Here is an 11,782-nt window from a genome sequence, read left to right on the forward strand (position 1 = left end):
GCGTGGCCCGCTATCCGCACGCCTCGTCGGCGGCGGCGCGCACCGCGACGATCAGCGCGGCCTGGCGTTGCGGGCTCATCTGCGCCCACGGGGTGTCCCAGGTTCCGGCGTCGGCGGTGCCGGACTCTTGGATCGCGGCGAGGTAGGCCTCCACCGGAGAGCGCTGGTCATCGCGGTGATCATCCATCCAGGACCGGGCCTGCAGGCAGGCCGCGATGTACTCGGCCTCGGTGGATTCTGCGGGCGCATTGACCTCGGTGGTGACCCCGTCGGGGGAGACCGCGGAGTCGCCGGGGGCGAGTTCGGCGGCGTCGATGTCGGCGGCGTCGTTGTGACCCAACGAACATCCTGCGGCGGTCAACACGGCGGCCGCCGCGACGGCTGTGCCCCAGCGGGGCAGAACTGGGCTGCTGCGCATCCTGACAATGTAGGTAATATGACCGGCGTGACGAAACACATCGGGTTGCCGGAGAGCTGTCGGGCCTAGCGCGCCGACCCCCCGCCCCTGTTTCGTTGTCTGGAGTTCCCGCATGATTTCCGTTGTTTCCGCGTTGCGGCTGCCCGAATTGCTGCACGCCACCGACCGCTTCGCCGACGAGGTGCTGCGCGGCCACCACGACCATCGGCTGCCCGACGGCGGGCTGCCGACCGACGCCCGGTGGTTCACCCGGCTGCACAGCGACGGCGACCTGGACGTGTGGCTGATCAGCTGGGTGCGCGGGCATGCCACCGAATTGCACGACCATGCCGACTCGGTGGGTGCGCTGACGGTGCTGTCGGGCACTCTCGCCGAGTATCGCTGGGATCGGGACCGGCTCAAACACCGGCGGCTACGCGCCGGGGATCAGGCCGCGTTCCCGCAGGGGTGGGTGCACGACGTCGTTTGGGCGCCGGACGCCTCGGCGCCGGATCCCACGCCGGCGCCGACGCTGAGCGTGCACGCCTACTCCCCGCCGCTGACGACGATGTCCTACTACGAGGTCGCCGGGCGGCAGCTGCAGCGCACCCGCACCGAACGCACCGACCAGCCGGAGGCGTCGTGACCGCCGCCAGCCGCATCGACGCGACGTTGGCCGCGGCGCGCGCCCGGCTGCGCCGGCTGGACGCCGCGCAGGTGCCCGCGGCGGTGCGCGACGGCGCGCACGTCGTCGATATCCGCCCCGCCGCGCAGCGGGCCGCCGAAGGCGCGGTGCCCGGCGCGTTGATCATCGAACGCAACGTGCTGGAGTGGCGCTGCGATCCGACGAGCGACGCCCGGCTGCCGCAGGCCGTCGACGACGACGTGTGGTGGGTGATCCTGTGCTCGCAGGGCTACACCTCCAGCCTGGCCGCCGCGGCGCTGGCCGATCTGGGGTTGCACCGGGCCACCGACGTCGCCGGCGGCTACGAGGCGCTGGCCGCGGCCGGGGTGCTCGCCGAGTTGGGTGCGCGCTGACCCCGCCGGTGCGCCGCGCCCGGGCGGACCGACCTACTCGGCGGAGTGCGTCGACTTGTGCGGGACCTTCGGCAGGTGGGGGACCTTCGGGACGTGCGGGACGTGCGGCAGTTTGGTGATCTTCGGCAGGTGCCGGGGGTTGGCGTCGGGGTCCATCGGGGCTTCCGGGTCGACGGGGGCGTCGGGGTCCATCGGCACATCCGGGTCGACCGGGGCTTCCGGGTCGATCGGCACATCCGGGTCGCCGGGAATCTCCGGATCGCCGGGGTCGGCAGCGGCGGCCGGCAGACCCACGCCGATGGTGCTCACCGGCGGTCCGGCAAGCACCCCGACGGCGAGCAGGGCGGTGAGGGCACCGGTGATCGTGGCCCGGGCTCCTGGGCGCATGCGGTCCTCATCTCCTCGGCTAGAACTTCTCGTCACGGAACTTCTCTTCACGGAACTTCGCATCACGGAACTTCGCATCACGACTTCTCATCACTATGCAGCAACGGGCGCAGCCGCGCGGTCTTCTGCGCGGTCCAGCCCGGTGGCCCCAGGATCGCCGCCCACGCGTCGGCGGCGTCCGGGCCGTAGTGATGCCCGTGGCCGGCCGGCACGTCGACGGCGACCGCCATGTCCGCGGACACCTGCAGGAACGTGATCACCGGGATCCACCGCATCTCCGGCAGCACGTCGTCGCCGCGCGCCTCTTTGAGCCACTCCGGTTTGTGGAACAACAGGTCGGGGCGCCACCAGGCGATCGGGTCGGAGGCGTGCTGCAGGTACACCACCCGCGGGAAATCCCACGGCGCATCGTCGGGGCGGTGCAGATCCTGCGGCTGGGCGACGAATCGGACGTTGCTGCCCCGGTGATAGATCGGGAGCCACTGCGGGGAGCCGGCATCCCGGTTGATGGTCAGGTCGTTCCAGATCGTGTTCTGAAACGTCGGCCCGGAGAACAGCGCCCCGTCGGTGCGGGCCAGCACGTTGTTGAGGTTCATAAACGGTGCCTCGCCGCCGAAGGAGCCCAGGCTCTCCCCGAACACCACCAGCTTGGGCCGGTCGGCCTCGGGCATCGCGCGCACCAGCTCGTCGACCGCCTCGAACAGCGCGGTGCCGGCCTGCCGGGCGTTCTCCTTGTCGACCAGAAACGACAGCCAGCTCGGCAGGAACGAGTACTGCATGCTCACGATCGCGGTGTCGCCGTTGTACAGGTACTCCAGCGCCGAGGCCTCCGCCTCGTTGACCCATCCGGTGCCGGTGGTGGTGGCCACCGCCACCACGGCGCGGTCCAGCCCGCCGGTGCGCTGCAGCTCCCGGGCCGCCAGCGCGGCGGTCTCGGCGATCCCGTCGGCGGAGTTCAGCCCCGCATACGCCCGGATCGGTTCGGTGGCCGCGGCGGCGTTGAACTCGCTGAGCTCGGCGACGCTCGGCCCGCCGCCGACGAAGATGCGCCCCTGATGCCCCAGCGACTCCCACGACACCAGCGAGCCCGGCCCACCGGAGCGCTGCGGGCTGGTCGGGGCGGCGGTGTTGGGGTCCAACTCGTCGTTGACCGAGGCGAACGTGCTGTTCATCGTGTGCATGGCGAACTTGACGACGACACCGTTGAGCAGCGCGATCACCAACGCGACCAGCAGTGAGGCCGCCACCACCCGCGACACCCGCGGCGGGGCGATGCGGTTCAGGTTGGCCACCAGCAGCCGATACACCCGGCGGGTCAGCTGGCCGATCTCCACCAGCGCGAACAGCACCACGACCGCCAGCACCGCGGTGATCGGATAGGAGATCCAGGTCAGGTGCGCCACCCCGATGAGGTCACGGACCCGGTCCTGCCAGATGTGAAACCACACGATCATGGCGGCCAGGCCGGCACCGCCGAGCACCACCAGCACCGGCCACGCCCAGCGCGGCGGCGGCGGACTGACCCGTTTGGAACGCAGGTAGCGCACCAGCCACACCGCGAACACCCCGAGCCCGTAGCCGATCGCCCCGGAGCCGCCGCTGACCAGCGCCTGGAACAGCGGCCCGCGCGGCAGCAGCGACGGGGTCAGCGACAACCCGATGAACACCAGGCCCACCGCGGTGCCGGTGAACGTGTAGCGGCGGATCCACCACGGCTTGACCGACTCCGCCGCGGCCGGGGGATCGGGCTCGGGGGCGGGCCTGTCGGTTTCGGGGTTCTCGGTTTCGACGCTGTCGGTCTCGGGGCTCTCGGTCACGGGCGCTCCGCCTATCGGTGGGTGAAGTTCGGCGGCCGTTTCTCGGTGAACGCCGCCATCCCTTCGCTCTGGTCGTCGGTGGCGAACGCCGAGTGGAACAGCCGCCGCTCATACAACAGCCCCTCGGCCAGGGTGGATTCGAACGCGCGGTTGACCGCCTCCTTGGCCATCATCGACGCCGACAACGACATCCCGGCGATGGTGGCGGCCACCTTCGCGGTCTCGGCGAGCAGGTCGTCGGCCGGCACCACCCGCGACACCAGCCCGGAGCGGTCGGCCTCGGCGGCGTCGATGGTGCGGCCGGTCAGGATCAGATCCATCGCCTTGGCCTTGCCGATCGCCCGGGTCAGCCGCTGGGAGCCGCCCATCCCGGGCAGCACCCCGAGTTTGATCTCGGGCTGGCCGAATTTCGCGGTGTCGGCGGCGATCAGCACGTCGCACATCATCGCCAGTTCACAGCCGCCGCCGAGCGCGTGACCGGCGACCGCGGCGATCAGCGGGGTGCGCACCGCGGCAAGTCGGCCCCACGCGGCGAAGAAGTCGGCGGCGAACACCTCGGCGAAACTCTTCTCCGCCATCTCCTTGATGTCCGCGCCGGCGGCGAATGCCTTGGCGCTGCCGGTGATGACGATCGCCCCGATCCCCGGGTCGGCGTCGAATTCGGCTGCCGCGGCGGTGACCTCGCGCATCACCTGGCTGTTGAGGGCGTTCAGCGCCTGGGGCCTGTTCAACGTGATGGTGGCGACCCGATCGTCGCGGTCCACCAGGATGGTCTCGTAGCTGCTCACGGTGTCTCCTTTGGGGTCAGGGGTCGGGGATCAGGACGGGAACGTCAGGTCGGGGTCGGCCGGGGCGAAATAGGCGTCGACGTCGGCGGCGGTGACCTCGCTCAGCGTCGCCGGGGACCAGCGCGGATTGCGGTCCTTGTCCACCAGCTGCGCGCGGATGCCCTCGACCAGGTCGTGGGAGCGCAGCGAGGCGCACGACACCCGGTATTCCTGGATCAGGGTCTCCTCCAGGCCGGTCAGCTCCGCGGCCCGCCGCACCGAGGCCAGCGTGACCGACAGCGCGATCGGGGAGCGGGTGGCGATCAGCCGCGCCGCCTCCTGCGCCTCGGCGGCCGGGTGGTTGCCCAGCGCGGTGACGATCTCGGCGACGGTGTCGTGCGCGTAGCAGTGATCGATCCAATCCTGCTGCGCGGCCAGCGAACTGGCCGGCGGGCTAACGGCGTGACGCTTCAGGGCCACATCGACCCCGTCGGCGACGACGGTCGCGGTGAACGCACCGAGATCCTCGTGGGGCACGTAGTGGTCGGCGAAGCCGAGCGCGATCGCGTCGGCACCGGAGAACGGCGCCCCGGTCAGCGCGGCGTGCAGCCCGAGGGCCCCGGGGCAGCGGGAGAGCAGATGGGTGCCGCCGACATCGGGGATGAAGCCGATGCCGACCTCGGGCATGCCGATCTTGGAGGTGTCGGTGACCACCCGGGTGTTGGCGTGGGCGCCGACCCCCACCCCACCGCCCATCACGATGCCGTCCATCAGCGACACGTACGGTTTGGTGTACTGGCCGATGTGGGCGTTGAGCAGGTATTCGTCGTACCAGAAGCGGCGCGCGGCCGCGCCGTCGGCGCGCGCACTGTGATAGATCGCCACCACGTCGCCGCCGGCGCACAGGCCGCGCTCCCCGGCGCCGTCGAGCACCACCGCGCGCACCGCGTCGTCGTTCTCCCAATCGCGCAGCACCGTGGTCATCGTCTCGACCATCGTCTGGTTCAGCGAGTTGAGTGCCTTGGGCCGGTTGAGCGTGAGGAACCCGACCCCGTTGTCCACCCTGGTGAGGATCTCGTCATTGGTAGTCGTCACACCTTCGCAATGTAGATGGGTACCTCCCCCTGGTCACTCGCGGGTAAGGTTTAGCTGTGAACGGTCGGGGAACCTGCTCCGGCCGACGATCGTTGACCAGGTGTTCACACCCGTGAACCACGGTGAGTGACGTCATTAGGAGAGGAATCCGTACGGTGCGGGAGACCAGTAACCCGGTATTTCGTTCGCTGCCCAAGCAGCAGGGCGGGTACGCGCAGTTCGGCACCGGCTATGGCGCGGCCACAGCCGGTGCGGCCCAACAGGCCCAGATGGGTCAGCAGCTCGGCTACCAGCAGGCCCCCTACACCCCGCCGCAGGCCGAGGTCGCGCGGCCACTGACGATCGACGACGTCGTCGCCAAGACCGGGGTGACGTTGGCGGTGCTCACCGCCGTGGCGGTGGTCTCCTACTTCCTGGTGCAGGGCAACATCGGGCTGGCCGGCCCGTTCGTCATGGTCGGTGCGTTCGGCGGGCTGGCGTTGGTGCTGGTCGCCACGTTCGGACGCAAGCAGGACAACCCGGCGATCGTGTTGAGCTACGCCGCGTTGGAGGGGCTGTTCCTCGGGGCGATCTCGTTCCTGTTGGCCTTCCAGGTCCAAGGGGTGAGTGCGGGGACCCTGATCGGGCAGGCGGTGTTGGGCACCTTCGGGGTGTTCTTCGGGATGCTGGTGGTCTATAAGACCGGCGCGATCCGGGTCACGCCGAAGTTCACCCGGATGATCATCGCCGGGATGTTCGGCGTGCTGGTGCTGATGCTGGGCAACCTGGTGTTGGGCATGTTCGGTGTCGGCGGCGGCGAGGGCCTGGGCCTGCGCAGCGGCGGCCCGCTGGCGATCATCTTCTCGCTGGTCTGCATCGGGATCGCGGCGTTCAGCTTCCTCATCGACTTCGACGCCGCCGACCAGATGGTGCGCGCCGGCGCCCCGGCGAAGGCCGCCTGGGGTATCGCCCTGGGGCTCACGGTCACGCTGGTCTGGCTCTACATCGAGATCCTGCGCCTGCTGAGCTACCTGCAAAGCGACTAGCGTCGCGGTCTCTTAACGACCGACGGGCCCGGCCCCCAGTGGGGAGCCGGGCCCGTTGTCGTGTGTGTGGTCGTTCGCGGGGCGGGTGTTCGCGGGGCGGGCGTTCGCCGGAAGGTGTGTGCACTCACGGCGGAGGGTTGTGCACTGGCGGTGACGTCCACCGCGTTTCGGGCGCCGCCAGTGCACAAACCCCGGCGGCTCAGGACAGCCGCTCGAGCACCATCGCCATGCCCTGACCGCCACCGACGCACATCGTTTCGATGCCCAGCGTCTTGTCGCGGGTGGTCAGGTTGTTCAGCAGCGTGGTGGTGATGCGCGCCCCGGTCATCCCGAACGGGTGGCCCAGGGCGATCGCGCCGCCGGAGACGTTGAGCTTGTCCAGGTCCATGCCCAGCTCGCGGGCCGACCCGAGCACCTGCACCGCGAACGCCTCGTTGATCTCGTACAGGTCGATGTCGGCGATCGACATGCCCGCGATGCGCAGCGCCTTGCGGACCGCCTCGATCGGGCCCAGCCCCATGATCTCCGGCGACAGTCCGCTGACCCCGGTGGACACGATCCGCGCCAGCGGGGTCAGCCCCAGCGCCTTGGCCTTGGTGTCGCTCATGATCACCAGCGCCGCCGCCCCGTCGTTGAGTGGGCAGGCGTTGCCGGCGGTGATCGTCCCGTTGGGCCGGAACACCGGCTTGAGCTGGGAGATCTTCTCATAGGTGGTGCCGGCGCGCGGGCCGTCGTCGGCGCTGACCACGGTGCCGTCCGGCAGGGTCACCGGGGTGATCTCCCGGGCGAAGAAGCCGCTGTTGATGGCCTCCTCGGCGCGGTTCTGGCTGCGCACCCCCCAGCGGTCCTGGTCCTCACGGCTGATCCCGGTGTGCAGCACCACGTTCTCGGCGGTCTGGCCCATCGCGATGTAGACGTCCGGCAGGTTGTTGTCGTCGCGGGGGTCGTGCCACTCGGTGGCGCCTTCGGCCTGCTTGGCGGTGCGGGCCTGCGCCTCGTCGAACAGGGGGTTCTTGCTGTTCGGGGCGCCGTCGGCGGCGCCGACACCGAACCTCGACACGGTCTCCACCCCGGCGGAGATGAACACGTCGCCCTCGCCGGCTTTGATCGCGTGGAACGCCATCCGGGTGGTCTGCAGCGACGACGAGCAGTAGCGGTTGACCGTGGTCCCCGGCAGGAAGTCATACCCGAGCTCCACCGCGACCGCACGGGCGATGTTGTAGCCGGCCTCCCCGGCGGGCTGCGCGCAGCCCATCATCATGTCGTCGATCTCGCGCGGGTCCAGCGCCGGGACCTTGTCGAGTGCGGCGCGCACCATCTGCGCCGCCAGGTCGTCGGGACGCATGTCGACCAGCGAGCCCTTGGAGGCGCGTCCGATCGGCGAACGCGCGGCTGAGACGATGACGGCTTCCGGCACGATGGTTCCCTCCACGACGGGTTGCACGGGTAGTGATTCGGGTCAGGTCGAATCTAGTCGCTGCCGTCGCCGCGGGGCACCACCGGGGCACCACCCCGGTCACCGCGCGCTCACCGGAGGAGACGCCGCCGCGGGCGGCTCACGCCGACACCGGCGCCGATCCCGCGTCGGTGAGCGGGTCGGTGAGCGGTGCGGTGAACGCCTGCTGCAGGGCGCCGAACAGCTCCGCGGTGATCAGGGCGTACCCGGCCGCCGACGGGTGGTAGCGGTCGGCGGAGAGCATCTGCGGGGCGCGCAGAAACGTGGCGGCCAACCGGTCGGCCAGCGGGACCGCCACCCCGCCGGCCTCCTCCACGGCGACGGCCTGAGCGCGGGCCAGCTGCAGGGCGCGGGTGCGGGCCACCCAGCGCAGCGGCTGCGGGATCGCGGTGATGACCCCCAGATCCGGGCAGGTGCCGACCACCACGACGGCCCCGCTGTCGCACAGCCGCTGCACGGCCAGCCCGAGGCGGCGCGCCGAGGGCCCGATCCCGTTGACCGCGGTGATGTCGTTGGCGCCGATCATGATCACCGCGATGTCCGGCGGCGGGCCGGCCACGAACATCGCGTCGACCTGGCCGCCCAGCCCCTTCGAGGTCGCCCCGACCAGCGCCTTGGTGGAGAGCCGGACGCTGGCGGAGGTCCACTCGGCCAGCCGGCGCGCCAACACCACCCCGGGCACCTGCTCGGCGTCGCGGCAGCCGTAGCCGGTGGCGGTGGAGTCGCCGAACAGCATCACGTGCACGTCGACCGGAACGGTGCGGGTGTAGCGCTGCACCGGCCGCCCGCCATGCCGATAGACCCCGTCGGCCCGCGGCGGGGTGGTCAGGGCCCTCGGTATCACCTGGCGAACCTGATCGGCCTGACCAGTCAGCAGGTTGCGCGCACCGAGAAATGCCGTGCCGGTGGAGGCGAGCGCACCCGCTGCGGCCAGAGCGATCGTGGATCGCCGTGGCGCGCGTATGTCCACGTCGACAGTCTAGGAAACTGCGCCGACATCGGTAACCAGCTGCGATCACAACCCAGAGCAAATGTGGTATCGAATCAGACTCGCCGCTTGCTGGCTTTAGTAAGTGTGTCAAGCTAAGTTACCCACGTCGGTACGCGGCGAACCCGAAACCGGCGGGGGACTGTCCCGGGGGACACGGACTACAACGGCGTAGGGAGTGTTGGAACGTGACTGCAATCAGTGAAGTGCCGGTTTCGCCCCGCGGTGTGTTCGCCGCACGTGATGCGCAGCGACGCGGCTACCCCCGGCGCGGGTACCCCAGCAGTGATGGTATGCCGGTCGAGGTCACCGAGAGCGGGCCGAGTCTGGCCGCCCGCGTCGTCGCGGCGGCGACCAAGATGACCGTGCGCCCCACCCTCGCGGTGTTGGGCAACGTGCCGCACCTGCCGTGGCCGTGGGGACTCATCGACTTCGCGTCCCGGGCGCTGCTGCCCACCCCCGGCACGGTGCGGGTCACCGTCGGGCTGCCCAACGCCAGCGCGCAGCTGGTGCGCGCCCCCGGGGTGCTGCCCGCCGACGGCAACCGCCGGGTGGTGCTCTACCTGCACGGCGGGGCGTTTTTGACCTGCGGCGCCAACTCGCACAGCCGGGTGGTCAACGCGGTGTCCCGGTTCGCCGACGCCCCCGCGTTGGTGGTCAACTACCGCCTGATCCCGAAGCACTCCATCGGTCAGGCCCTCGACGACTGCTACGACGGCTACCAGTGGCTGCGGCTGCGCGGCTACGACCCGGAGCAGATCGTCATCGCCGGCGACTCGGCCGGCGGCTACCTGACGATGGCGCTGGCGCAGCGCCTCGCCGCCGAAGGGGAGAACCCGGCGGCGCTGGTGACGCTCTCGCCGCTGCTGCAGTTGGCCAAGGAGCCCAAGCAGGCCCACCCCAACATCAAGACCGACGCGATGTTCCCCGCCAAGGCGTTCGACGCGCTGCTGTCGCTGGTGGCCCGGGCCGCCGCCAAGAACCCCGCCGACGGGACCCGCGAAGAGCTCTACGAGCCGCTCGAGCACATCACCGCCGACCTGCCGCGCACCCTGATCCACGTGTCCGGTTCGGAGGTGCTGCTCCACGACGCCCGGCTGGCGGCCCGCCGACTCGCCGCGGTCGGCGTGCCGGTCGAGCTGCGGGTGTGGCCGGGCCAGATCCACGACTTTCAACTCGCCGCCCCGTTCGTTCCGGAGGCGAAACGGTCGCTGCGGCAGATCGGCGAGTACATCCGGGAAGCCACCGGCTAGCCCACGGCCCGCGCCGACCTGAGACGATGTGCTCATGCGCATCGCGGGTCATATCAGTGAACTCATCGGCGACACCCCGCTGGTCCAGTTGAACGCGGTGGTGCCGGCCGGCGCCGGCCGGGTGGTCGCCAAGATCGAGTACCTCAACCCCGGTGCGAGTTCCAAGGACCGCATCGCGGTGAACATGATCGACGCGGCCGAGGCCAGCGGAGAGTTGCGCCCCGGCGGCACCATCATCGAGCCGACGTCGGGCAACACCGGGGTGGGGCTGGCGTTGGTGGCCCAACGGCGCGGCTACCACTGCGTGTTCGTCTGCCCGGACAAGGTCAGCGAGGACAAACAGAACGTGCTGCGCGCCTACGGCGCCGAGGTGGTGGTCTGTCCGACCGCGGTGTCGCCGGATCACCCGGACAGCTACTACAGCGTCTCCGACCGGCTGGTCGCCGAGATCGACGGCGCCTGGAAACCCGACCAGTACTCCAACCAGCAGGGGCCGGCCAGCCACTATCAGAGCACCGGCCCGGAGATCTGGGCCGACACCGACGGGCAGGTCACCCACTTCGTCGCCGGCATCGGCACCGGCGGCACCATCACCGGCACCGGCCGTTACCTCAAAGAGGTCTCCGCCGACCGGCCGGGCGGGCCGGTGCAGGTCGTCGGCGCGGACCCGGAGGGCTCGGTGTACTCCGGCGGCACCGGTCGGCCCTACCTGGTCGAAGGGGTGGGGGAGGATTTCTGGCCGGCCGCCTACGATCCGGCGATCCCCGATCAGATCATCGCCGTCTCCGACTCCGACTCCTTCGAGATGACCCGGCGGCTGGCCCGCGAGGAGGCGCTGCTGGTGGGCGGCTCGTGCGGGATGGCGGTGGTGGCCGCCGTGCAGGTCGCCGTGGAGGCCGGCCCCGACGCGCTGGTGGTGGTGCTGCTGCCCGACGGCGGTCGCGGCTACATGTCGAAGATCTTCAACGACGCGTGGATGTCGTCCTACGGGTTCCTGCGCACCCGGTTGGACGGGTCGACGCGCCAGCCCACCGTGGGTGATGTGTTGCGCGGCAAATCCGGTGTGCTGCCGGACCTGGTGCACACCCACCCGTCGGAGACCCTGCGCGACGCGATCGGCATCCTGCGCGAATACGGGGTGTCGCAGATGCCGGTCGTCGGCGCCGAACCGCCGGTGGTGGCCGGTGAGGTCGCCGGCAGCGTCTCCGAGCGGGAACTGCTCTCGGCGGTGTTCGAGGGCCGCGCCCAACTGGCCGACGCCGTCGCCCAGCACATGAGCCCGCCGCTGCCGCTGATCGGCGCCGGGGAACTGGTCAGCGCCGCCGCCGACGCGCTGCGCGACGCCGACGCGGTGATGGTGGTCGAGGAGGGCAAACCCGCCGGCGTCATCACCCGCCACGATCTGCTCGGGTTCCTCTCCGACGGAACCCGGCGCAAATAGCCGGTCGACCCGGCGCCCTGCTGCGGTAGCGTGACACCGCGCATCAGTCGACCGAGAGGATGCCGATGACCCACCAGCCGCCCCCGGGCAACTACCCGCCCCCGGGGAACTACCCGCC

The 11,782-nt window shown here is 70.6% G+C and carries 11 protein-coding genes and 1 pseudogene; 5 read left to right on the forward strand and 7 right to left on the reverse strand.

All coding sequences use genetic code 11. The features are described from left to right. Nucleotides 1-10: 10 nt before the first annotated feature. Entirely contained in the window at nt 11-418 is a 408-nt protein-coding gene (lpqV, locus tag B8W67_RS16330; protein ID WP_069392473.1) for a lipoprotein LpqV, read from the reverse strand. A 112-nt stretch (nt 419-530) separates the two neighbouring features. Between lpqV and B8W67_RS16335 the strand changes: the two genes are divergently transcribed. Next, nucleotides 531-1,043 carry a cysteine dioxygenase gene (locus B8W67_RS16335; protein ID WP_085305022.1) on the forward strand — a complete coding sequence of 171 codons (513 nt, stop codon included), beginning with the start codon at nt 531-533 and terminating at the stop codon, nt 1,041-1,043. After that, nucleotides 1,040-1,435, forward strand: a complete 396-nt coding sequence (locus tag B8W67_RS16340; protein WP_085305024.1) for a rhodanese-like domain-containing protein — start codon at nt 1,040-1,042, stop codon at nt 1,433-1,435. The genes B8W67_RS16335 and B8W67_RS16340 overlap by 4 nt, the downstream gene beginning before the upstream one ends. A gap of 33 nt (nt 1,436-1,468) precedes the next feature. On the opposite strand, the gene B8W67_RS21425 is transcribed toward B8W67_RS16340, so the two are convergent. The 4 genes from B8W67_RS21425 to B8W67_RS16360 all read right to left on the reverse strand — a co-directional run bounded on the left by B8W67_RS21425 (nt 1,469) and on the right by B8W67_RS16360 (nt 5,501). Beyond that, nucleotides 1,469-1,822: a hypothetical protein gene (locus tag B8W67_RS21425; RefSeq protein ID WP_085305025.1), complete on the reverse strand. Its 354-nt coding sequence runs from the start codon at nt 1,820-1,822 to the stop codon at nt 1,469-1,471. A 77-nt stretch (nt 1,823-1,899) separates the two neighbouring features. After that, nucleotides 1,900-3,639, reverse strand: coding sequence for an alpha/beta hydrolase (locus B8W67_RS16350; protein WP_085305027.1), 1,740 nt, complete (start codon nt 3,637-3,639; stop codon nt 1,900-1,902). Between the two features lie 11 nt (nt 3,640-3,650). Next, the gene (locus tag B8W67_RS16355; protein ID WP_085305029.1) at nt 3,651-4,427 is read right to left on the reverse strand and encodes an enoyl-CoA hydratase; all 777 of its coding nucleotides are present in this window, start codon (nt 4,425-4,427) and stop codon (nt 3,651-3,653) included. A 30-nt stretch (nt 4,428-4,457) separates the two neighbouring features. Further along, nucleotides 4,458-5,501 carry an enoyl-CoA hydratase/isomerase family protein gene (locus tag B8W67_RS16360; RefSeq protein ID WP_085305030.1) on the reverse strand — a complete coding sequence of 348 codons (1,044 nt, stop codon included), beginning with the start codon at nt 5,499-5,501 and terminating at the stop codon, nt 4,458-4,460. A gap of 155 nt (nt 5,502-5,656) precedes the next feature. On the opposite strand from B8W67_RS16360, the gene B8W67_RS16365 reads away from it, so the two are divergent. Beyond that, entirely contained in the window at nt 5,657-6,526 is an 870-nt protein-coding gene (locus B8W67_RS16365; RefSeq protein WP_069392480.1) for a Bax inhibitor-1/YccA family protein, read from the forward strand. Between the two features lie 199 nt (nt 6,527-6,725). Here the strand turns inward: B8W67_RS16365 and B8W67_RS16370 are convergent, their stop codons facing one another. Both B8W67_RS16370 and B8W67_RS16375 read right to left on the reverse strand, forming a co-directional pair. After that, nucleotides 6,726-7,943, reverse strand: a complete 1,218-nt coding sequence (locus B8W67_RS16370) for an acetyl-CoA C-acetyltransferase (RefSeq protein ID WP_069392541.1) — start codon at nt 7,941-7,943, stop codon at nt 6,726-6,728. A 142-nt stretch (nt 7,944-8,085) separates the two neighbouring features. Continuing rightward, a pseudogene (locus B8W67_RS16375) lies at nt 8,086-8,952 on the reverse strand (SGNH/GDSL hydrolase family protein); the annotation flags it as partial. A gap of 206 nt (nt 8,953-9,158) precedes the next feature. Here B8W67_RS16375 and B8W67_RS16380 point away from each other — a divergent pair. Further along, nucleotides 9,159-10,223, forward strand: a complete 1,065-nt coding sequence (locus B8W67_RS16380) for an alpha/beta hydrolase (protein WP_069392481.1) — start codon at nt 9,159-9,161, stop codon at nt 10,221-10,223. A 34-nt stretch (nt 10,224-10,257) separates the two neighbouring features. Continuing rightward, complete coding sequence (locus B8W67_RS16385) at nt 10,258-11,664, forward strand: cystathionine beta-synthase (protein ID WP_085305032.1); 1,407 nt, start codon at nt 10,258-10,260, stop codon at nt 11,662-11,664. Nucleotides 11,665-11,782: the final 118 nt, after the last annotated feature.

The sequence above is a fragment of the Mycolicibacillus koreensis genome (assembly GCF_002104795.1).
GTDB classification, from domain to species: domain Bacteria; phylum Actinomycetota; class Actinomycetes; order Mycobacteriales; family Mycobacteriaceae; genus Mycobacterium; species Mycobacterium koreense.